This is a genomic window from Klebsiella sp. D-Nf1 (genome assembly GCF_002810515.1).
Classification (GTDB): Bacteria; Pseudomonadota; Gammaproteobacteria; order Enterobacterales; family Enterobacteriaceae; genus Klebsiella; species Klebsiella variicola.
Genome location: NZ_PIOK01000008.1, coordinates 16,684 through 37,528 on the forward strand (window position 1 = coordinate 16,684; position 20,845 = coordinate 37,528).

Here is a 20,845-nt window from a genome sequence, read left to right on the forward strand (position 1 = left end):
TGGCGGCTGACGCCTTACCCGGCCTACAAATAATTCAGCGATCACCCGGTTATCTGTTACCCGTAGGCCCGTGCAAGCGGAGCGCCGCCGGGTGATTCCGGGCAACCGGACCACGCCTGGCGATAAAGTTCGGTTAACGCGTTAGCGTCTGGCGCGCGTGGGTTGGTCGGGGTACAGCTGTCGCGCAGCGCCTGACCGACCATCTCCAGCAAACGGCGGTCGAATTCAGCCGCCTCGATGCCGGTTTCGCTGATGCCGGAGGGCATGCTTAGTTCGTCTTTTAACGCCTGAATGGCGACCAGCAGGCTGGCGACGCCCTGGCGTGGCGAGGCGGCAGGCAGATCCAGCAGATGCGCCAGCCGGGCATATTTCGTTGCCGCGAGGGTGTCGCACTGGCCGTGGAAATCGGCGTTCCAGGCGACGACGTGCGCCATCAGCAGGGCGTTGGCGCGGCCATGGGGCACACGGAAGACGCCGCCGAGGGCGTGCGCCAGGCTGTGGGTTATCCCCAGCGACGCGTTGGTGAAGGCCATCCCCGCCATGCAGGAGGCGTTATGCATCTTTTCGCGCGCCTGCAGGTTGTCGCCGCTGCGCCAGCAGGTCGGCAGGTAGCGGAACACCTGCTGCACCACTTTCTCCGCCAGCGCATCTGAAAAGTCGCTGGCGGCGCGGGAGACGTAGGCTTCAAGGGCGTGACACAGCACGTCCATGCCGGTGTCGGCGGTAATCGCCGGCGGCACTGAAGCCACCAGCGCCGGGTCAAGAATGGCGATATCCGGCAGCAATGACGCATCCACCAGCACCAGTTTTTCCGCGTTGGCTTTCACCACCGAAAAGGCGGTGACTTCCGAACCGGTGCCGCTGGTGGTGGGGATGGCGACAAAGCATGGACGCGGGCGATCAGTCTGCGGACGGGTTTGCGCCAGGGAGAAAATAACCGCTTTGGCGGCATCGATGACCGAACCGCCGCCGAGCGCGATAACCAGATCCGGATAGTGGCTATCCATTAACTTCATGCCGCGCACCACGGTGGCGATATCCGGATCCGCCACCACGTCATCCCAGACTTGGCAGGCGATCCCGCGCTGGCGCAACAGGGCGGTGACGCGCTCGGCGAGGCCAAACTTCACCATCGCTTTATCGGTCACTAGCAGCACGCTGCGGGCGGAGAGTTCGTTCAGCACCGAGAGGGCGTCCTGACCGAAGCAAATCCGCGGTTTCAGTAAAAATTCACTCATTGGGCTATTCACTCCTGTTAGGCGTCCCGAAACACGTTCTCGACAATGGCGACCACCGACATCGCTTTGTAGCGCTCTTTATTGAGCGCGAAGTACTCTTCCGCCAGCACGATGTCGTGCATGCCGGCGCCGACGTTATCGACGGCGACCCAGGTCTGGTCCTTCATCGGCTGCTGATTGTCATCCAGTCGGGTGACCAACAGCAGGTTGCTGCCGCGTAGCTCATCGCATTTCTGCGTGGCGACGACATGGCCGGTTACCTTTGCGAGAATCATCGTTTATCGCCTTATATCAGTGCGTTACTTAGCAAGGCGCTCCAGCACCTGGCGGATAACGCGTTCCACGTTTTGCTCGTTGATTTCGCCTTCCATGCTGGCGGCGCCTGCGCTGGCGAAACGGTCATCGCTGCCTGCGGAGCGCGCTGGCGCGGCGCTGGCCGGGGCGTTGAAACGCACGTCATCAAGAATGCTGCGCTGCGGATCGCTCGCCGGAGTGACGATGGTCGGCTGTGGTTCAGGGCGGCTGCCCGGCGCGCGAAGCTCGTCAATCGACCGCACGCCGTAGCCGACTTTGCGGATATTGAGCAGGTTCATCGGGCCGACGTTGTCGGAGCTGGATCCGCCGCCGACTGCGCCGCAGCCGAGGGTCAGCGCCGGGGAGATGTTAGTGGTCGCGCCGATACCGCCGAGCGCCGCCGGGGTATTAATCAGAATACGGTTGACCGGTTTTTCGAGGCTGAACTGGCGGATGACGTCCTGATTACGGGTGTGGATCACCAGCGTATGGCCGAGTCCTTCGTTGGTCAGCAGCTCCACCACGCGGTGGCAGGCGGCTTTCCAGTCCTCTGCCACGTACAGGCCGAGCACCGGGCACAGTTTTTCACGCGAGTAGGGGTTTTTCGGCGACACGGTGGTCTGTTCGGCGATCAGCACTTTGGTGCTGGCCGGAACACAGAAGCCCGCCATCTGGCTGAGGTACAGCGCGGTTTTGCCGACCACTTTCGGGTTGATGGTGCCGTTCGGGCGCAGCAGCAGCGCCGCCATTTTCGCCGCTTCATCTTCATTCATGAAGTAGGCACCCTGCGCTTCCAGCTCGCGGTGAACCTCGTCGTAAATACAGCCTTCGACGATGATCGACTGCTCGGAGGCGCAGATCACCCCATTATCGAAGGTTTTGCTGGTGATGATATCTTTCACCGCGTGGTGGATATCGGCGCTGCGTTCGATAAACGCCGGGCCGTTGCCCGGGCCGCCGCTGATGGTTGGGGTGCCGGACGCATAGGCCGCACGCACCATGCCTTCGCCGCCGGTGGCGAGGATCAGCGACACGTCTTTGCTGTGCATCAGCTCAGAGGTGGCTTCGAGCGTCAGTTGGGTGATGCCATCGACGCAGCCCTCCGGCGCACCGGCCGCTTCCGCCGCGCGTTTGACGATTTCAATCGCCTTCCAGCTGCACTGACGCGCGCCCGGATGCGGGGAGAAGATAATGGCGTTGCCGGCCTTGAGGGCGATCAGCGCTTTGTAGATAACCGTAGAAGTTGGGTTAGTTGAGGGGACCAGCGCGCAAATCACGCCGAGCGGCACGCCCACGTCCATCACTTTTTTTACCGGGTCGTCATGAATGATGCCAACGGTCTTCATATCTTTGATGGCGTCGTAGACGCGCAGCGAGGCGAAACGGTTTTTCAGCACTTTGTCCTGCCAGTTGCCAAAACCGGTCTCTTCCGCGGCCATTTTCGCCAGCGCTTCGGCGTGGTGCGCTGCTTCCTGGGCCACGTTTTTCACGATGGCGTCGATTTGCTGTTGCGAAAAGGTGGCCAGCATCGCCTGCGCCTTTTTGGCGTTGCGCACCAGTTCCCGCGCGTTCTGCCGGGATTGCAAATCGTTATCCAGTTCAATCATGAGTCTATCCTTCATCAGACGAAAAGAGTGGAGACGGGGCGCGCCCTGTCAGGTCATGCTTTGTGCTGCGCCGCGATTTTTTCGATGTCGTTATGTGGACGCGCAATGACGCGAGAACTGACGACTTCGCCAATGCGTTTCGCCGCTTCCACGCCGGAATCGACCGCTGCGTTGACCGCGCCGACGTCGCCTTTCACCATTGCGGTGACGAGGCCGGAACCGACGTTTTCATAGCCGATAAGCTCGACGTTGGCGGCTTTACACATCGCGTCTGCGGCTTCAATGCAGGCCACCAGACCTTTGGTTTCGATAAGACCAAGCGCTTCTTTCATCAGGATTCTCCGTTAGTCCGCAATCTTGTAATGCGAGACGATTTTGTTGATGTCGTTATGCGGACGGGCGATAACCAGCGAGGTCACCACTTCGCCGATGCGCTGCGCCGATTCCACACCGGAATCCACCGCCGCTTTCACCGCGCCGACGTCGCCTTTCACCATCGCGGTGACCAGGCCGGAGCCGACGTTTTCATAGCCGATCAGCTCGACGTTGGCGGCTTTACACATCGCATCCGCCGCTTCAATGCAGGCCACCAGACCTTTGGTTTCAATCAGACCTAATGCATCACCCATTTGCGTTCTCCTGGCCTTCAGGCCTTGTGTTTAATGACGATTTTGTTGATGTCGTTATGCGGACGCGCGATGACCAGCGAGGTCACCACTTCGCCGATGCGCTGCGCGGATTCCACACCGGAATCCACCGCCGCTTTTACCGCGCCGACGTCGCCTTTCACCATCACGGTGACCAGGCCAGAGCCGACGTTTTCATAGCCGATCAGTTCGACGTTGGCGGCTTTACACATCGCGTCCGCTGCTTCAATACAGGCCACCAGACCTTTGGTTTCGATAAGCCCCAATGCATCACCCATCGTGATTTCCTCCAGAACAGGTTTTGTTATTCGGGAAAACCGTCCGCGTAACGGCATCAACACGCGGAAGCGGCGTTCGGGGTTCACTATAGGGAATGGGGAGGGAAGTGAAATTTAAATCCGTGTAGATGAATATTTTAGGTTTTTACTCTGTGATTTAGCCTTATTTAGCCTTCCATTTATATTTTCGTTCTGTTTTATGCGTGTCGATTTTTATGATGATATGGCGCTTTTTTAGACTATTTATCGGCGAGAGGTGAATGTTAATAAGATGCTAATTACTTGCCAGCAGGCGGTAATATAGCCGCGTGATAATTGTGGGTATGCGCAAGTTTTGGCGTCGAAGCTAAATGCAAAACGTGCGCTTTTAGCATCGTGGAAAGAGGGGGCAATAACGGAGCGTGAGCGAGGGCGCATTTTCCTCGCGGCGGTTCAGGGGTGACGGGTTAGTTAAGCGTGCTGCCGGACTTCAGCGTGCAGATGTAGAGCGGTGAGTTGATAGAGCTCAGCAGGATAGCTTTGTCGTTAAGCTTCTGCGCGTTGAGGAACAGGCCATCGTGGCTGTCGGACATCTCGCGCATGAAGTAGTCAAAGATGACATTCGGCGATTCGTCGATGGACGAGGCGCTGGATTCCCATTTTTTAATGCGGTAGTGGCGTTCGGTTGCCGAGATACGTTGGCTGGTGTAGCTGAATTTGACGTAGCGCTGCAGGTAGAGCCAGCCGGCGGCAGAATCGGTATAGCCTTCCACCACCATCGAACCGTTGCCGTTAGCGGCAAAGTTAAAATGGATATTGCCGTTCACATTCTCTTTTTCCATGTTTTCAAAACGCATGATCGCTTTGGTGGAACAGCTCATCACGCCGTCGCTGGCATCTGGCAGCAGGCGCCAGAGGCTAAACCCGGCGGCAGCGATAAACGCCAGAGCGGAAAGAGCGAAAAAGGTGCGGGGCGCGAGTCTCATTGCGGCTTCCAGGAGTAGTAAAAGTAGTTATCGCAATAGCTGAACGGGTTGTCTTCGTGCATCGCGCAGTGGGCGAGGAACACCCGGCCCAGGCCGTTGGTTTCCAGTCGGTCGCCATAGAAAAAAACAAAACGTTCGCCCGGCTTGCAACTGAGCTTCAGCCGCTGACGCACCTCATCAAAATTCTTTCCGTAGGCCGTTGCGGAGACCGAACGCAGCATCTCATCGCTGGCCAGCAGTTCGCACTGGCTGTGGTTCATCAGCGTCAGATTAATTGGCCGGGCGACGTGGGTACCGGCGAGACTAAACGCCACCAGCAGCAGGGTGATGAGCAGCAGACAGCCGCCGGCCAGATACCAGCACATCCCGCGCGCATGTCGTGAATCGGTGAGCGGCGTTGTCGCCGCTGGGGGGACGGTTTCATCAGCCCTCTCGGGTGGGTTAGCGGCCTCGGTAAGCGCCGGCCCGGCATCGAGCAGTTCAATGCTCAGATCCTGGTTCAGCTGCAGCATCCCGCGCGACACGGTGACGATAATGTTATCGATATCGTAGTGGCGGAAGGTTTTGCGCAGCATACTCAGGTATTGATTGAGGTTGCTGTTGGAAGAGGTTAAGCCGTTATCATCCCAGACTTTTTTTAATACTTCATCGCGGCTGACGACGCCGGTATGGCGGAGAAAAAAATAGAGTAGCGCGCTGGCGGTGATGGATAGCTGGCTATCCGGTTCATCGCTGCCGGGCAGGGTTAGCGTGCCGTCCGTTGCATCATAAATGAGACGGGCATTGATGTTGTAGCGCATCGCGGCCTCACTCTATTCGCTTCACGCGGGAAGCGTCATTTTGGTCAGATCGTTTACCAGCGACTGTCGGTGATCGCTGCTCATGGTACGCCCTTCGGTGAGTTCCGATAACCAGATGCCGTCGGCCGCGTAGCGTACCAGCGTGCCGGTCGGGCCGTTATCCAGCGCATCGCCCTGCGCCAGGTGATCCAGCATCCAGTCGCGCCAGCATTTTCGCAGCACCGGCTCGTCCGGCATCGCCAGCGACAGCACCATCAGCTGGCGGCTTTCGTGGGTATCCGTCAGCTCCGGGTTGGACAGATAGCGCAAATAGGCGCGGGTAAAGCGTCCGTAAGCGATGTTATCGGCGGCCATCAGTTCGCTAATCGCCTTTTCCATGATCGCCAGCAGCCGGGCGAACAGGGCGAAAATCAGCGCCTGCTTATTGGGAAAGTGATGCAGGAGGCCACCTTTGCTCACGCCAGCCTCGCGGGCGACGGCGTTCAGCGACAGGGCGGCGATACCGTCCCGGCCGGCAATCATCGCCGCCGATTCAATCAGCTGACGGTGGAGACGGACGGGATCTTTTTTACGATGCTGGGCTTCCATATTCATGGCCGGAATCATACCGACCAGACGGTATGATTATTCTTGATCGCTATCAATATGAACGGCGGCTTCGTGTGACGAGATGCTGTTAATGCGTGGAGGCTCACAAATTGTCATATTAATGAACGCGATAACCCGGATGGGCTATCGCGTCGAGGTTTATTTCGTTGCCAGATGCACCCCCAGACCGCTTTTCCCGGGCGCCAGCTCCGGGCGCAGCGTCAGCGACGGGATCAGATAATCGCCATAATTCTGCCGGCGGAATGGAATGGGCTCGGTTTGCCACAGCGTATCCAGCCGCTCGGCCAGGGTGGTGCACTGGTCGGCGAACTGGCCGGCGTCGATTTTGTCTGTGCGGTAGAACACCAGCGGCGGGAGTACCTCGAAGCCGGGATAGAACAACATGCCGTGCTGAATGGGGAACAGGATGTCGTTGATGGGGCCGTTGATCCCGCGCGGTGAATAGTGTTCTGCCCAGCCGCCGGCGGTGACGATCAGCATCGCCCGCTTGCCAGCGAAGGTGCCTTCTCCGTAACGGTCACCCCAGTGGCGGTCGCTTTGCTCGCCGACGCCATAGGCAAAGCCCCAGGCGTACACCCGGTCGATCCAGCCCTTCATGATGGCAGGCATCGAGAACCACCACAGCGGGAACTGGAAAATTACCGTATCGGCCCACAGCAGCTTTTCCTGCTCGGCTGCGATATCCGCACTTTGGGTGCCCTGGGCAAAGGCCTGTTTGGAATCGAGGGTCGGCCGCCAGAACTCGCCGACCGGCGGGGCGCCGCTGTCGTCGGCGTCATATCCGGCCTTCCAGCGCATGGCGTAGAGATCGGAGACCTGGACTTCATGCCCGGCCTGCTGCAGGTGGTGGATGGCGAAATTTTTGAGTCCGCCATTAAGCGAGCGCGGTTCCGGATGGGCGTAAATCAGCAGTACTTTCATAACATCACCTCTGGAGTGGGGAGAGCTGCAGAGTAGGAAAGCTGACGCTATAGTAGAAATTAATTACTTAAATTCCAGGTATAGCCGTGATTAATTTACATCGTCTGGATCTTAATCTGCTGCACACGCTCGACGTGCTGCTTAGCGAAAACAACGTCACCCGGGCGGCGCAGCGGCTGAATCTGTCGCAGCCGTCGGTCAGTATTCAGCTCGCCAGGCTGCGGGAGATTTTCGCCGACCCGCTGCTGATGCCGGGTCCGCGCGGCATGCAGCCCACCGCCCGCGCCGATGAGCTTCGCCAGCCGCTGCGCGCAGCGTTAGCCGCACTGGAGCAGGCAGTGGCGCCGGTGGCGCCCTTTAATCCGGCGACGGCGGCGGAGACCTGGCGGGTGGCGGCGACGGACTATATGGCCTCGGCGATCCTCCTGCCGATGCTGGGCAGGCTACGGCTGGCCTCTCCCGGCAGTCGGCTGGCGGTATTCGAGCTACAGCCAGCGCGGCTGGAGCAGCAGGCGGCCAGCGATGAAGTGGATCTCTGCTTCCATACCCGCGAGGGCGCGCCGCCGGGGCTACATCAGCGCCTGCTGTTTCGCGAACGCTACGTGCTGGCAGGCCGGGCGGAGCATCCGGCGCTGCGGCCTGGGCTTAGCCTGGAAACGTTCTGTCAACTGGAGCACGTGATCGTCTCCCCGGACGGAGGCGGCTTCAGCGCGGCGACCGATGTCGCGCTGGCGAACCTCGGACTGACGCGGCGGGTTGTCCTTTCCGTGCCACATTTCCTGTTTATGCTGGAGACCCTGCGCAATAGCGATCTGGTGGCGGTCCTGCCGGAGCGGCTGGTGCACGGGCAGAGCGGGCTGGTGATCGTCGAGCCGCCGCTGGCGGTCGCCGGCTTTGAGATGCTGATGCTGTGGCACGAGCGCTGGCACCGCGACCCGGCGCATCAATGGCTGCGCCAGTTCATTGTGAATTCACTGGAGGAACAGACATGCTGAGTGGACTGAATCACCTGACCCTGGCGGTCAGCCAGCTGGCGCCGAGCGTGGCGTTTTATCAGCAGTTGCTGGGCATGACGCTGCACGCCCGCTGGGACAGTGGCGCCTATCTCTCCTGCGGCGATCTGTGGCTGTGTCTGTCACTGGATCCGCAGCGGCGCGTTACTCCGCCGGAAGAGAGCGACTACACCCATTATGCGTTTAGCATTAGCGAAGCCGATTTTGCCCGCTTCGCCGCCCGCCTGGAGGTTGCCGGCGTGGCGGTCTGGAAGCTAAACCGCAGCGAAGGCGCCTCGCACTATTTCCTCGATCCCGATGGCCACAAGCTGGAGCTGCACGTCGGCAGTCTCGCCCAGCGGCTGGCCGCCTGCCGTGAGCAGCCGTATAAGGGGATGGTGTTTTTTGATGAGTGAAACGGCCTTGCAGACGCGGGGTAACCCGTAGCCCCGGTAAGCGCAGCGCCACCGGGGAGATGCCTTTACAAATTACTCACTCAAAATGTGAGGTTTTTTCCAACGCTGTCACTATTATCACCGGATAATCGTATATACTTTTTTGTATATACAAAAGGATGAATAGTATGCCAATGGAGTTTGAGTGGGATGCAAACAAGGCATTAAGTAATCTACGAAAACATGGAGTCCGGTTTGAAGAAGCGGTATTAGTCTTTGACGATCCGCGGCACCTTTCCCGCCAGGAGCGGTTTGAGAATGGTGAATATCGCTGGCAAACCATCGGTCTTGTGCATGGGATCCTTGTTATCCTGGTGGCGCATTCGGTCCGTTTTGAAAGTGGAACTGAGGTTATTCGTATTATCAGCGCCCGGAAGGCGGACAGAAAAGAGAGGAATCGTTATGAGCATGGTTAAACATAAACGCGACAATACGGCGGCGCTTACCGCTAAGCGTGATGCCGAACTCAAAGCGCTAGCGAGCAAAGCCGATGAGGACATTGATTACAGCGATATCCCCGCTACAGACGATGCGCAATGGTCAGATGCCGTACGCGGCAAATTTTTTCGACCGCTAAAAACACAGGCTTCTGTGCGCATTGATGCCGATGTCATGGAGTGGCTCAAACGTCCAGGAAAAGGCTATCAAACTCGACTGAATGCGATTTTAAGAGAAGCGATGATTCGCGATCTTAATAAGAAATAGTTGCTGGTAGCGGCGCTACCTATTTTCGGAGCCCGTAGCCCCGGTAAGCGCAGCGCCACCGGGGAAACAGGTTCAACTTCACTCCATCGCCACCTTCACCGCTTCTCCTAGCTTCACCATCACCGCTTTATGTTTCTCGGTCGGCGGCAGGGCACAGTTGATCCTGACGCAGTTGCGATACTTGCCCGCTGCCGAAAACAGCGAGCCCGGCGCGACCTGGATCTTCAACCGGCACAGCTGTTTGGCGACGCAGACCATATCCACCTGCTCCGGGAGCTCCACCCACAGCATAAAACCACCTTTTGGCCGGGTGACGCAGATCCCGCACGGGAAAAATTCCCGCAGCCAGCAGGTGTAGATCTCCATATTACGCTGATAGATCTGCCGCATCCGCCGCACGTGGCGGTGATAGTGGCCTTCGCGAATAAAATTACAGGCCGCCAGTTGAGTGGAGGGGACGTTAGTGCCGCTGGCGGCGTACTTCATCTGTAGCAGCTTGTCGTAGTAGCGCCCGGGCGCTATCCAACCGATGCGCAGGCCGGGGGCGATGGTTTTGGTAAAAGAGCTGCAGAGCATCACCCGGCCGTCGATATCCCAGGAGTGAATGGTGCGCGGGCGAGGGTACTCGGTGGCCAGCTCGCCGTAAATATCATCCTCGAAAATCACGATATCGTGGCGCTGGGCCAGGTTCAGCACCGCGCGCTTGCGAGCGTCCGGCATGATAAAGCCCAGCGGGTTATTGCAGTTTGGCACGAGGATCACCCCTTTGATCGGCCACTGATCCAGCGCCAGCTCCAGGGCCTCAATGCTGATCCCGGTTTCCGGATCGGTAGGGATCTCAATGGTCTTTAATCCCAGTCCGCGCAGCATCTGCATCGTGCCGTAGTAGCAGGGAGATTCCACCGCCACGATATCGCCAGGCTGGCATACCGACAGCAAGGCCAGAGACAGCGCGCTATGGCAGCCGCTGGTGAGCACCAGATCGTCAGCCGTCACTACCGAGCCGCCGTCAAGCATCAGACGGGCGATCTGCTCCCTCAGCTCGCGGCGCCCGGCCAGCTCGTCATAGTTCAGCACTTCGCTGAGGTTATGCTGGATCGCCCGGCTCAGTTCGCGCCAGATAGGCTTCAGGCTTGGCTGTGTGACATCCGGCGAGCCGCCGCCGAAGGGGATAATCGATTTATCGTAGCGGGCGTCGAGCATGGTCAGCACCTGATCCCACTGGGTGATCTCCACCGGGCGCTGTACCGGACGCGACATCGGCGGCACCGGCGGCTGGGCCTTGCGCGGGGCAACGAAATAGCCCGATCGCGGCTGCGGTACGATCATCTGTTGCTGCTCAAGCAACTGATAGGCCTGCTGGACGGTGCTGATGCTGACGCCGTGCTCCTGGCTCAGGCTGCGCACCGACGGCAGTTTTTCGCCGTGGCGATACAGGCCCTGTTCGATGCGTTCGGCCAGCAGCGTAGCGAGATGTTGGTAGCGGGTCATGCTGTATCCTTAATTGCAGCCATACAGATGGAATAACCAGTACAGATTGGCGTAAAAATTGGGCTCTGGTGTACGTTTTAGCTAATCTGTATGTTAAAGAAAAGCGTTTTGTGAATCTGTATTCCTTGGCCCCAAATCCGTGAAGATAAAGCCTCTGGCAAGGTGAGGAGGTAGAGGATGGAATTTCACGAGAACAGGGCAAGACAGCCATTTATCGGTTTCGTACTGCTGGTGCGGTTTATCAAAAAATGGTGGCTTCAGGAGCAAACGCGCAGAGCTTTGCAGCGAATGAGCGACGAACAGCTGAAAGACATCGGCCTGCGTCGGGATCAGATCAATTAAAAAGTGCGGTTTTTTTCAGGCATCATTCCTTCTTTGCCCCGGTAAGCGCTGGCGACGCCGGGGAATACATTCACGAAATTTATCAATTGATGCGGCGCGATCGTCCGTTTCTTGATACTTACCCTGATAAGTATTATTTTCTTCTCAACAATGAGAGGAAAACCTGTGACCGAAGACGACCTGTTTGCCCGCCGCCCGTTGGGGATGAGAATGGCCATGGTGGTGCGCCAGTGGCGCGCCATTATTGACTCCGCTATCACCGATACCGGACTCACCCAGTCCAGCTGGACGGTGTTGATGCAACTGCATCAGCTGGGAGACAACGTCTCGGTCAGCGAACTGGCGGAGGTGCAGGGAATTGAACTGCCGCCGCTGATGCGCACCCTCTCGTTACTGGAAAAGCAGGGCTATCTGGTGCGTTCTACATCGCCATATGACAAACGCATTCGCCTGCTGACGCTGACCGCCGAGGGGCGGGCGATTCTGGAAAAACTGAGCTGCGTGATCGAGACCTATCAGGAACGCGTGACTCAGACCATCCCGGAGGCCGACCTCGCCACCTTCAGCGACACATTAAATCAAATCGCCTGCCGTTTGCGGAATATCCGCGAAGAAGATAACAAGATCTAACACACTATGATGACGCCTGAACAAAAATTTGCCCGCTGGGTACGGGTGAGTATTGCCGCTTTTCTGGGAATATTCGCCTGGTTTATCGTTGCCGATATCTGGATCCCGCTGACGCCGGACTCCACCGTGATGCGCGTGGTGACCCCGGTATCGTCGCGGGTCTCCGGCTATGTCTCGCACGTTTACGTGCACAACAACAGCCAGGTTAAAAAGGGCGACCTGCTGTATGAGCTCGACCCAACGCCATTCATTAATAAAGTTGAAGCGGCGCAGATTGCCCTTGAGCAGGCGAAACTGAGCAACCAGCAGCTGGATGCACAAATCGCCGCCGCCCGCGCCAACCTGCGCACCGCGCAGTACACCGCCCGTAACGATAAGGTCACGCTCGATCGCTACCAGCGCCTGAGCACGATGCAGAACGTCTCGCAGTCCGACCTCGATAAGGTGCGTACCACCTGGCAGACCAGCGAGCAGTCGGTCTCGGCGCTGAATGCGCAGATCCAGAACCTGCTTATCCAGCGCGGCGAGCGCGACGATAAGCGCAACGTCACCCTGCAGAAATACCGTAATGCGCTGGAGGAGGCGCAGCTGAACCTGGCCTGGACCCAGGTGCGTGCCGAAACTGACGGCATGGTCAGCAACCTGCAGCTTAACCCGGGGATCTACGCCACCGCGGCGACGGCTGTGCTGGCGCTGGTCAACAACAATACCGATATCGTCGCTGACTTCCGTGAAAAGAGCCTGCGCCACACCGCGGTGAATACCGATGCAGCGGTGGTCTTTGACGCCCTCCCGGGGCAAGTCTTCCCGGCGCACGTCACCAGCAGCGATGCCGGGATTCTGGCGGGGCAGGAGGCGGTGAACGGCCAGCTGTCGCAGCCGGAGCAGTCCACCCGCTGGGTGCGCGACGCACAGCGCATGCGCATTCACGTCGCGCTGGATCAGCCGCTGGCGAAACCGCTGCCGACCGGCGCCCGCGCCACGGTGCAGTTGTACAATAGCGAGGGTCCTTTCGCCCGCACCTTTGCCGGCCTGCAGATCCACCTGGTGAGCTGGTTGCACTATGTCTATTAATACCCTGGCGCACGTCTTTACGCCGCACGGCAATATCGTCTATACGGCGAATGATTTTCGCCAGACGGTGCGTATCGCCGTGGCCGGGACTATTGCGCTCAGCATCTCCACTTTCTACGACGTCCAGTACGGTGTGTTTTTCGTGGTTTATCCGCTGATGCTGATGTCGCTGGTGCCGTTCTTCAACCGCCATGTCGCCCGCCAGTTTGTGTTTAGCGCGGCGGTGAACTGCGTCGAAATGGTATTGATTGTCGGCTATCTTTCACAGTGGCCGGTGATCATGACGTTAGTCGTCTTTGGCCTGTACGTCATGCGCTTTCGCTTTATGAGCCAGGGACCGTTGTTCCTGCTGGGATCGATGGGGGTGGTGTGCCAGAGCACGATGCTCAACTTTATGAGCTATCCCACCAGCAACTGGCACACCCTGATGTTCTCCAATATGGAAGCCTGCGTGCTGGCGGTGGCGCTGAGCGCGCTGCTACATTACTTGATCCCGGACGTCGAGCCGCGCAAGCCGCCGCCGCGGATTGAGAAAGACGCCGCCCGCATCCGCCATGAATCACTGCTCTCCGGTACGGTCGCGACGATCATCTTCGTGGTATTTCAGATCTGCGATCTCAGCGACTCGCTGTCGGCGCTGATGGCCGGGATCCTGATCCTGTTTCCGATGCACTATCGCGGGGCGGTGATCAGTTCGATCTGGCGCGTGGTAGGGGTGATGCTGGCCTGTCTTTATATTCTGGTGGTGCAACTGATTATCTATGATTTCAGCAACCACATGATCCTGATGATGCCGCTGATTGGTCTCGGATTGGCTTTCAGCGCCCGCCTGCACGTGATGGAGAAAGTGGGCGCCGGGGTGGGCTTTGCCAGCATTACCACCATCGGCATTATGTTCGGCCAGAACCTGCATCCCTATCAGGATCTGGTGTTCAGCGACCTGTACCGTATCACCTCGGTGACGGTTTCGCTGGTGGTGACGCTGACTCTGGTCTTTCTCATGCACCGTCTGCTGAACTGCTTTGCGGCGACGCGCTTTGTGATCACCCATTAACCCGTCTGTGGGAAGGTAGCGAGGCAGCGCCACGCTTCCCCATCCTGCTGATACAGCGCCGCCGTCTGTTCCGGCAGGATCCAGCTGCGCGCTGCGTCTTCCGTCCCCTCCAGCAGTACGCACAGTCCGCAACCGCTGCGCAGCTGGCGGGGAATATCTTTGACCTCGAAGGTCATCCCCGCCGCCTGCAGGGCTTTGCGCATCCGTACCACCCCCACCGTGGAATGAAATAAAAACAGAAAGGTTGTCATCCGCGCCTCCGCTGGCGCAGGCCGATCAGCGCCGCGCCGATCGCCCCGGCAAACTGGGCATCGGGGTGGGTTGTCACCGCCATGCCGACATGGCTTTCCAGCATCCGGGCAAAGGTGGCGCAGTGGCTGACGCCGCCGGTAAACAGCAGCGGCCCCTGCGGCGATAAGCGGCCAATAAAGTTCGCGCTGCGCCGGGCCATGGCGTTAATCACCCCGGCCAGAATCGCCTCCGGCGCGACGCCTGCCGACCGCAGGCTAATGACCTCCGATTCGGCAAACACCGTGCACATGCTGGTAATCGCATGCGGCTCGACGTCTGCAGTGATGCTGTCGAGTTGTTCGACGCTGGCGCCAAGCGTCCGCGAAATGATGTCCAGAAAGCGGCCGGTGCCGGCGGCGCATTTATCATTCATCAGGAAGTCGCTGAGATTACCCTCGGCGTCCAGCTGGATGACTTTGCTGTCCTGGCCGCCGATGTCAATCACCGTGCGGGTGTCCGGCGCCAGCAGGCGAGCGCCGAGGCCGTGACAAGAGATCTCCGTCACCTGCTTATCGGCAAAATCCACCAGCTGGCGACCATAGCCGGTGAGGGTTAAAAAAGGCGTCTCCGTGAGGCCAGCGCGTAGCGTTTCCCAGGCCTTATGGATGGCGTCGGCGGGGCGAAAGGGAGTGGGGCAGAGGAATCGGCGTACAATGACGCCGTCCGCCAGCAGGATGCCTTTTGTGGCGGTGGAGCCGGAATCAATGCCAACCGTATAGTTCACGCGAGCTCCTTACAGCATTTCGATAAAGGCGGCGACGCGGGTGCTGAGCTGGCCGAGGTCCGCCGTCGAATAGTCTGTTTCTATCGCCATATAAGGAAGGTCGTGCTGCTGGCGCAGATGGCGTTTAATCGCCAGCGATTCCACGGCATAGGTATGGCAGGCCTGCAGAATGACGTCGATCACCCCGTCGGCCTGATACTCCTCCACCATCTGGCTCAGCAGCTGCAGACGCTGGTCGTTGGGAGAAATACAGGAGCAGCCGATGGCGAGATATTTTTCGGTTAAGGCGTCGTAGACGTCGCCCTCTTCCGCCACGCAGCGCTCGGTCGCTTTCGCGCCGGTGCAGTTTTCATAGCCGACCACCCAGCCGCCGTTTTCCTCGATGGCGCGGACCACTTTTTCCGCCGCGCCGCCGATCGGGCAGCCAGTGATCAGGATCCGCGGACGTGGCTCGAGCCGTTTACCCTGCAGCCACTCCTGATGGATGCGCTCCGCCATGGCATGAAGTTCATCAATCAGGGCGGTTTTGTCGAAACGGAAGGTGGCGCCATACACCACTTTCAGGATGTCGCTGCCGCTGAGCGCCGGCGGATTGAGTTGCCCGAGACGATAAAAGTGGGCCAGCGCCCGGCGCTCGCGATTTTTCAACACGATGGCTTCACGCAGCGCCGCTTCGCTAATCGGCGTGCCAAACCGGGCCTCAATCACCTGCTGCAGGCGCAAGATCTCCGCTTTCCACAGCGCGCGGGAAGCCGCGTCGCTGGCGCTGTTCGGCAACTGCATGACGTGGACCGCCTTGAACTCGGCCATGTACTCGTACATCTTCTTTTTACCGTCGCAGGTGGTTTCCCCGACCACCAGGTCAGAGAAATAGAAGTACGGACATTTATCGGTTTTGCCGAAGCCGTAGCTGCTTTTGATCAGCGGGCAGAGGTTGCGCGGGAGATCTTTTTCCGCTTCCTCGATGGTTTCATCGGAGGTCGAGCATAGCGAGACGACAAGGGCGCCCGCTGCCATGGCGATCTCCTGAGGCATAAAGGTGCAGTAGGTGCCCACCAGCGGCACGTTCTGCTCTTTAAGATCCATGACGGTGAGAAAGCCCTTCTGGCGAGCTTCTGAGAACTGGTCAAAAATGGCGGGTAGATCGGTGATAAGCGACATGATTTTCCTTCCCCGTACACGGGAGATGCTGAAAGAGTCGCCATTATAGCCCTGTTGTTTGTGTGCTTTTATTGATCTCCTGCGTCTGCGCGCGGCGTTAATAGACCTTCTTCAAATCCATCTCTTCCTGGATCCGCTCGCTCCACGCCAGATGGGTGCGGATGGCCTCTTCGATACCGGCGTTGTAAAACAGCGGCCCCAGCTCTTTGGCGATAAAGTCGACAAAAAACTCGGCGTCAAACTGCTCCAGCTCGAGGTTGAAGGTCTCTTCGCAGTACTTGCTGAGCTTGTCGCGCAGCAGGTCGCGCTGCGCCTGGCTGAGTTCAATGTCGTTCATGATGGAGCTTTCTCCGTAAAAGGGCTCACGACTGCCGGGCTTCGATAACCGCTTGCCTACGCTGGCGCTGGTGGCGTAACAGTCCGGCCAGGCAGCAGGCGGCGACGATCCCGGCGGCCACCGCCAACAGGTGGAAGGGGAGTCTGCCGCCATGGAACCACAGCCAGCGCGCGCCTTCAATCGATAACGCGCTGACGCTGAGGATCACGATATTCAGCGAGGCGGAGACCGTGCCTTTCGGCAGGTCGTTGGAAAAGAGGGTAAAGCGAAACAGCGTCGGGAAAATCAGCCCGATGCCGAAGGCGTAGAAGCAAGTGCCGAGCACTGACCACAGCCAGACGTGCGGCCATGCCAGATTTCCAACGATCAGAATGGCCAGGCCGAGCATCTGTACCGGCACCGCGCTGAGCACAAAGCGCGGGCGGGTGGGATCTTTTACCCAGCGCGCCACCGACAGGTTAGCGATGATGACGGCGCTGAAGACCGGCACCTGGCTCCAGGCGAACTCGCTGGTGGTCAGTCCGCCGGCGTCCATTAAAATCACCGGCGAGACCGCCACCCAGCTCATCAGCGGAATATAGCTCAGCGACAGCGTGGCGGCGCCGAGCAAAAAGATGCGGTTACGGAAGACGTTGCGAAAATCGCGCAGCACGCCGGCCAGGCTGAACGGCACATCGCCGCGGTGCACCGTCTCCGGCATGGTCAACAGCAGGCCGAGCCAGGCCACCAGCCCCATGGCGGCGATAATGCCGAACAGCGCTTTCCAGTGGATGAAATGCATCAGCGCCGCGCCGGAGAGCGGGCCGACGATCGGCGCCACCAGCACGACGGAGGTGATCACCGCCATCAGCCTGATCGATCTTTTTTCCTCAAAGGCCTCCTGCACGGTGACGTAGCCGACGGTGGCGATAAAGCAGATGCTGGTGCCCTGCACGAAGCGGGCAATCAGGAACTGGGTCATGGAGGTAGTGAACAACGTCGCCAGGCACGCGAGGGTGAAAATCAGCGCGCCGGTGAGCAGCACCGGACGCCGTCCGATCCGGTCAGAGAGCGGCCCCAACAGCCATTGCAGCGCCATGCCGCCGGCCATGTACAGGCTCACCGAGGCCGGAGCCAGCGCCACATCGGCATTGAAATCCCGCACCACGTGCAGGATCCCCGGCTGGATCAGGTCGGTAGTGAGATAGGCGGAAAAATCATACAGGATTAGCGCCGCCGGGAAGAACAGCGCGGCGGCGTGGCGGGTCAGCCAGTGGGAAATCTGGTGCATCATTTCGCCCTCCCTGTGGAATATTTATCAGCGCTATTGTTCGGATAGTATCATTGCTAACCAATATGCAGATGCAGCAGCGAGGGGATCTGCGAGAACAGCCACAACATCAGGCCGATGGTCCCTCCCACCAGGGTGCCGTTGATGCGGATAAACTGCAGATCTTTACCGATATTGAGCTCGATCTGCCGCGACATATCGCGGGCGTCCCAGCTCTTCACCGTGTCGCTGATATGGCGGGTGAGGAAGGCGGCGAACTCCGGCGCCACCCGGTGCGCCGCCTGTTCCAGGTGTTCGTTAAGCGATTCGCGCAGGGCGTCGTCGCGGAGTAAGGTTTCACCGAACCACTGGCCGGCCTCGGCGATGCGCTGCTTAATGCGTGAGTCGTCGCTGCTGATATCGTTTTTTACCCAGCTGCGCAGGTCGCCCCACACTTCACCGAGATAGCGGTTAAAGGTCTCATCATTTTTCAGATATGCTTTGATGTTCTCGGCCTTCTGCGCCATGAGCGGGTCGGATTTCAGGTTGTCGATAAGCTTCTGCACCGCGTGGTCGAAGGCCTGGCGGATCTGGTGGGTACGGTCATGGCTCACCTCGTCCAGCAGGGTATTCACCGCGTCGGTGACCATCTCGGCGCTGTGCTCGCCGAGCCACTCGGTGGGCAACAGTTTGGCCTTCAGCGGGTGCTCGGTCTCCAGCCAGCGCACGATGCCACGAGCGATAAAGGCGCGGGAGTTGTCGCGCTGCAGCAGGGCGATAAGCTGGCTTATCAGCGAATCCAGCAGCTTCTGGTGGCGATTGTCGCGGGTCATCCCCTCCAGCATCATGGCGCTGGTCTGGGTCAGGTCGACTTTATCGATCGCCTTATGTACCGCGCGGCGCAGCAGGCGCTGAATGCGCGCGTCGTCGGTCAGTTCAAGAAAACCGCTCATCACTTGCAGCAGGTGCTGGCCGACCCGGCGGGCGTTCTCCGGCTGGCTGAACCAGTTGCCGAGCATCAGGGCTGGCTCATAGCGGCGGATCAACGCGACCAGCGAAGGGGTGTCGAGGAACTTCTCCTCAACAAAGCGGCCAAGATTATCGGCGATGCGGTCTTTGTTGCGCGGGATAATCGCGGTATGTCGGGCGACAAAGGGCAGCGGAATACGGCGAAACAGAGCGACCACCGCAAACCAGTCGGCCAGCGCCCCGACCATTGCCGCTTCGGAAATGGCCTTTAGCGCGCTGACCCACGGCGTCGGCGGCAGCAGCAGGGTGGTGATAAATAGCGCGGCGGCGATCAGCAGCAGCGACAGCGCCAGCAGTTTGGCGCGTTTGAGTTCAGCGAGTTTTTCCATAAACTTAAGCATATAACCTGACGGCGAGGTCGTGCAAAAATCGCCAGATAATCCACAGACCGAAGATCATCAGGACCGCCCCTGCCGCCCGCTCGACCTGCCAGACGATGGCGCCCAGGCGGCGCTGTATCTGCGGCAGCGCCATCGCGCTCACCAGCAGTAAATCCCAGAAGAACACCACGCTGACCATCCACAACCCGCTCACTGTTTGCTGAAGCAGGGTGACCGCCGGCCCGAGCAGGGAGGTCATCAGCGCCAGATAAAACAGGGCGTTTTTGGGGTTGAGCAGCGATGACCCCAGCCCGAGCAGTAGCTGTTTACCGATCCCCGGGAGCGGTGCGCGAACGCTCTCCACCGCCAGCGTCGCGGGACGGCTGCGTATCAGCAGGCTGCCAATCCACAGTAAATAGCCCGCACCCAACAGCTCGATGAGCAAAAACAGCAGCGGCGCCTGACGCAAAAGCCCCCAGCCGACGATGGCGAGAACAATATATAGCGCATTGCCGGCGGCGATGCCGAGACATAGCCCGATGCTGCCGCGGATCCGGTAGCGCACGGCGTAGCCGACCAACAGAAAAAAATCAGGACCTGGGCTGAGCAGGGCGACAAAGTGAGACAAGGCTAACGCCGGGAAGGCGGCGGGGAAGAGAGTCGATAAGGTATTCATAGTGGCCTCGATAATGGTGCTGAGGCCACCCTACGCTAGGTGGCGTATTACTTATTGTCGGATATTGATCTGCTTTGCGCATATTGCCGCGGCGTGGCGGCGGTATAGCTGACAAAGGTTTTATGGAAATGGCTCTGATCGGCAAAGCCAGCCTGATAGCCGACATCGGCAATAGGGTCCCCGGCGCGTAAGCGCGTTTTCGCATATTCGATGCGCGCCATATTGATCAAACTGGCAGGCGTCAGGCCGGTATCCTGTTTCACGGCGCGGATAACGGTCTCTTTACGAAGCGCGCTGTCGTGGGCCAGCTTATCCAGTGATGGCGGTGTCGGCAGCGTGCTTGCCAGGCGCTGAAACAGCAGGGCGCTGGCGTGATGTGGCGCCTGCGGCGCGGCGGCGCACAGCGGCAGTGCGTGCAGAAGTTGTGCCAGCCGGGCGGGCAGTTGTTCAAGGCTCCCGTGGCTCATCAGGGCGACAATCTGCTGGAAATCGGCAAAGAGAGGGCTGTCGCGCAACAGCGGCTGCGGCGAGGTGATACTGGCGCCAGGGGGAATATCCGGGCGCTGCGCGTGGCACCATGCCGCCTCCAGGTACAGCATATGGTAGCTGCGCGGCCTGTCATGCAGCGGATTACAGCTATGCGGCACGTGCGGCGGGATCACGATCAGATCTCCGGGCTGCAGGAGATATTCCTCACCATTGCACAGGCAGCGCGTTTCCCCCTCGATAATCGCCCCCACCGAGAGCTGCGGGTGGCTGTGGCGTTTGTAGGCCTGGCGGCTGTGCCAGGTACTGCGCAGCTCCAGCCACGGTAGACGATCGTCTCGCCAGAAGGTTTGGGGGATATCTCGGGTATGGTTCACCGCATCGACCTTTGCTGAGGAGGGAGAGGTCGTTTATAGCATGCTGCGCGGAGGTTGTCGCCCGCCTGGATTTGCGTACAGCCTCGAAAAAGG

At 59.2% G+C, this 20,845-nt stretch carries 27 protein-coding genes; 8 read left to right on the forward strand and 19 right to left on the reverse strand.

Annotation, left to right across the window (positions count from 1 at the left end):
• Window positions 1-56: 56 nt before the first annotated feature.
• The 10 genes from CWM54_RS23585 to CWM54_RS23630 form a co-directional block, all read right to left on the reverse strand.
• Window positions 57-1,238, reverse strand: coding sequence for a 1-propanol dehydrogenase PduQ (locus tag CWM54_RS23585; protein WP_100698672.1), 1,182 nt, complete (start codon window positions 1,236-1,238; stop codon window positions 57-59).
• 17 nt (window positions 1,239-1,255) lie between these two features.
• Entirely contained in the window at window positions 1,256-1,513 is a 258-nt protein-coding gene (locus CWM54_RS23590) for a EutN/CcmL family microcompartment protein (RefSeq protein WP_004146127.1), read from the reverse strand.
• Window positions 1,514-1,537: 24 nt separating this feature from the next.
• On the reverse strand, window positions 1,538-3,139 hold the full coding sequence (locus tag CWM54_RS23595; RefSeq protein ID WP_100681830.1) for an acetaldehyde dehydrogenase (acetylating): 1,602 nt from the start codon (window positions 3,137-3,139) through the stop codon (window positions 1,538-1,540).
• A gap of 53 nt (window positions 3,140-3,192) precedes the next feature.
• Window positions 3,193-3,471, reverse strand: coding sequence for a BMC domain-containing protein (locus CWM54_RS23600; RefSeq protein WP_004146125.1), 279 nt, complete (start codon window positions 3,469-3,471; stop codon window positions 3,193-3,195).
• Window positions 3,472-3,483: 12 nt separating this feature from the next.
• Window positions 3,484-3,768, reverse strand: coding sequence for a BMC domain-containing protein (locus CWM54_RS23605; protein WP_002442227.1), 285 nt, complete (start codon window positions 3,766-3,768; stop codon window positions 3,484-3,486).
• Between the two features lie 17 nt (window positions 3,769-3,785).
• Window positions 3,786-4,064, reverse strand: a complete 279-nt coding sequence (locus CWM54_RS23610; protein ID WP_012542984.1) for a BMC domain-containing protein — start codon at window positions 4,062-4,064, stop codon at window positions 3,786-3,788.
• 446 nt (window positions 4,065-4,510) lie between these two features.
• Window positions 4,511-5,029, reverse strand: a complete 519-nt coding sequence (locus CWM54_RS23615; RefSeq protein ID WP_100698674.1) for a FidL-like protein — start codon at window positions 5,027-5,029, stop codon at window positions 4,511-4,513.
• Window positions 5,026-5,829: a winged helix-turn-helix domain-containing protein gene (locus CWM54_RS23620; RefSeq protein ID WP_100698676.1), complete on the reverse strand. Its 804-nt coding sequence runs from the start codon at window positions 5,827-5,829 to the stop codon at window positions 5,026-5,028. The genes CWM54_RS23615 and CWM54_RS23620 overlap by 4 nt, the downstream gene beginning before the upstream one ends.
• A 21-nt stretch (window positions 5,830-5,850) precedes the next feature.
• A complete protein-coding gene (locus tag CWM54_RS23625; RefSeq protein ID WP_023322005.1) occupies window positions 5,851-6,435 on the reverse strand; it encodes a TetR/AcrR family transcriptional regulator in 585 nt (194 codons plus the stop codon).
• Between the two features lie 141 nt (window positions 6,436-6,576).
• Window positions 6,577-7,359, reverse strand: a complete 783-nt coding sequence (locus CWM54_RS23630) for an NAD(P)H-dependent oxidoreductase (RefSeq protein ID WP_100681831.1) — start codon at window positions 7,357-7,359, stop codon at window positions 6,577-6,579.
• Between the two features lie 86 nt (window positions 7,360-7,445).
• Here CWM54_RS23630 and CWM54_RS23635 point away from each other — a divergent pair, with 86 nt between their 5' ends.
• From CWM54_RS23635 to CWM54_RS23650, 4 genes are all read left to right on the forward strand, one after another.
• Window positions 7,446-8,354: a LysR family transcriptional regulator gene (locus CWM54_RS23635; protein ID WP_100698678.1), complete on the forward strand. Its 909-nt coding sequence runs from the start codon at window positions 7,446-7,448 to the stop codon at window positions 8,352-8,354.
• The gene (gene fosA / locus CWM54_RS23640) at window positions 8,348-8,767 is read left to right on the forward strand and encodes a FosA5 family fosfomycin resistance glutathione transferase (protein WP_100698680.1); all 420 of its coding nucleotides are present in this window, start codon (window positions 8,348-8,350) and stop codon (window positions 8,765-8,767) included. Before CWM54_RS23635 ends, fosA begins: the two co-directional genes overlap by 7 nt.
• Window positions 8,768-8,934: 167 nt before the next feature.
• Window positions 8,935-9,222, forward strand: a complete 288-nt coding sequence (locus tag CWM54_RS23645; protein ID WP_012542979.1) for a BrnT family toxin — start codon at window positions 8,935-8,937, stop codon at window positions 9,220-9,222.
• Window positions 9,209-9,511: a BrnA antitoxin family protein gene (locus CWM54_RS23650; protein WP_012542978.1), complete on the forward strand. Its 303-nt coding sequence runs from the start codon at window positions 9,209-9,211 to the stop codon at window positions 9,509-9,511. The genes CWM54_RS23645 and CWM54_RS23650 overlap by 14 nt, the downstream gene beginning before the upstream one ends.
• 78 nt (window positions 9,512-9,589) lie before the next feature.
• Here the strand turns inward: CWM54_RS23650 and CWM54_RS23655 are convergent, their stop codons facing one another.
• Window positions 9,590-11,002, reverse strand: a complete 1,413-nt coding sequence (locus CWM54_RS23655; protein WP_008807600.1) for a PLP-dependent aminotransferase family protein — start codon at window positions 11,000-11,002, stop codon at window positions 9,590-9,592.
• A gap of 177 nt (window positions 11,003-11,179) precedes the next feature.
• On the opposite strand from CWM54_RS23655, the gene CWM54_RS23660 reads away from it, so the two are divergent.
• From CWM54_RS23660 to CWM54_RS23675, 4 genes are all read left to right on the forward strand, one after another.
• Window positions 11,180-11,344 carry a DUF1127 domain-containing protein gene (locus CWM54_RS23660; protein WP_008807599.1) on the forward strand — a complete coding sequence of 55 codons (165 nt, stop codon included), beginning with the start codon at window positions 11,180-11,182 and terminating at the stop codon, window positions 11,342-11,344.
• 165 nt (window positions 11,345-11,509) lie between these two features.
• On the forward strand, window positions 11,510-11,974 hold the full coding sequence (locus CWM54_RS23665) for a MarR family winged helix-turn-helix transcriptional regulator (RefSeq protein ID WP_100698682.1): 465 nt from the start codon (window positions 11,510-11,512) through the stop codon (window positions 11,972-11,974).
• Window positions 11,975-11,980: 6 nt separating this feature from the next.
• Window positions 11,981-13,048: an HlyD family secretion protein gene (locus CWM54_RS23670; protein WP_008807597.1), complete on the forward strand. Its 1,068-nt coding sequence runs from the start codon at window positions 11,981-11,983 to the stop codon at window positions 13,046-13,048.
• Window positions 13,038-14,102 carry a DUF2955 domain-containing protein gene (locus CWM54_RS23675; protein WP_100698684.1) on the forward strand — a complete coding sequence of 355 codons (1,065 nt, stop codon included), beginning with the start codon at window positions 13,038-13,040 and terminating at the stop codon, window positions 14,100-14,102. The genes CWM54_RS23670 and CWM54_RS23675 overlap by 11 nt, the downstream gene beginning before the upstream one ends.
• Here CWM54_RS23675 and CWM54_RS23680 read toward each other — a convergent pair.
• From CWM54_RS23680 to CWM54_RS23715, 8 genes are all read right to left on the reverse strand, one after another.
• On the reverse strand, window positions 14,099-14,353 hold the full coding sequence (locus CWM54_RS23680) for a DUF3343 domain-containing protein (protein ID WP_061155890.1): 255 nt from the start codon (window positions 14,351-14,353) through the stop codon (window positions 14,099-14,101). The genes CWM54_RS23675 and CWM54_RS23680 overlap by 4 nt on opposite strands.
• Window positions 14,350-15,117 carry a putative 2-hydroxyacyl-CoA dehydratase activator YjiL gene (yjiL, locus tag CWM54_RS23685; protein WP_100698686.1) on the reverse strand — a complete coding sequence of 256 codons (768 nt, stop codon included), beginning with the start codon at window positions 15,115-15,117 and terminating at the stop codon, window positions 14,350-14,352. Before yjiL ends, CWM54_RS23680 begins: the two co-directional genes overlap by 4 nt.
• 9 nt (window positions 15,118-15,126) lie before the next feature.
• Window positions 15,127-16,278, reverse strand: a complete 1,152-nt coding sequence (locus CWM54_RS23690) for a double-cubane-cluster-containing anaerobic reductase (protein ID WP_100698688.1) — start codon at window positions 16,276-16,278, stop codon at window positions 15,127-15,129.
• 97 nt (window positions 16,279-16,375) lie between these two features.
• Window positions 16,376-16,615, reverse strand: coding sequence for a DUF2164 domain-containing protein (locus CWM54_RS23695; protein ID WP_025713129.1), 240 nt, complete (start codon window positions 16,613-16,615; stop codon window positions 16,376-16,378).
• Between the two features lie 25 nt (window positions 16,616-16,640).
• A complete protein-coding gene (gene mdtM / locus CWM54_RS23700) occupies window positions 16,641-17,888 on the reverse strand; it encodes a multidrug efflux MFS transporter MdtM (protein ID WP_100698690.1) in 1,248 nt (415 codons plus the stop codon).
• Between the two features lie 53 nt (window positions 17,889-17,941).
• Window positions 17,942-19,234, reverse strand: coding sequence for a DUF445 domain-containing protein (locus CWM54_RS23705; protein ID WP_008807587.1), 1,293 nt, complete (start codon window positions 19,232-19,234; stop codon window positions 17,942-17,944).
• Window positions 19,227-19,889, reverse strand: coding sequence for a LysE family translocator (locus CWM54_RS23710; protein WP_100698694.1), 663 nt, complete (start codon window positions 19,887-19,889; stop codon window positions 19,227-19,229). The genes CWM54_RS23705 and CWM54_RS23710 overlap by 8 nt, the downstream gene beginning before the upstream one ends.
• Window positions 19,890-19,936: 47 nt before the next feature.
• A complete protein-coding gene (locus tag CWM54_RS23715; protein ID WP_100698696.1) occupies window positions 19,937-20,752 on the reverse strand; it encodes an AraC family transcriptional regulator in 816 nt (271 codons plus the stop codon).
• Between the last annotated feature and the right edge of the window lie 93 nt (window positions 20,753-20,845).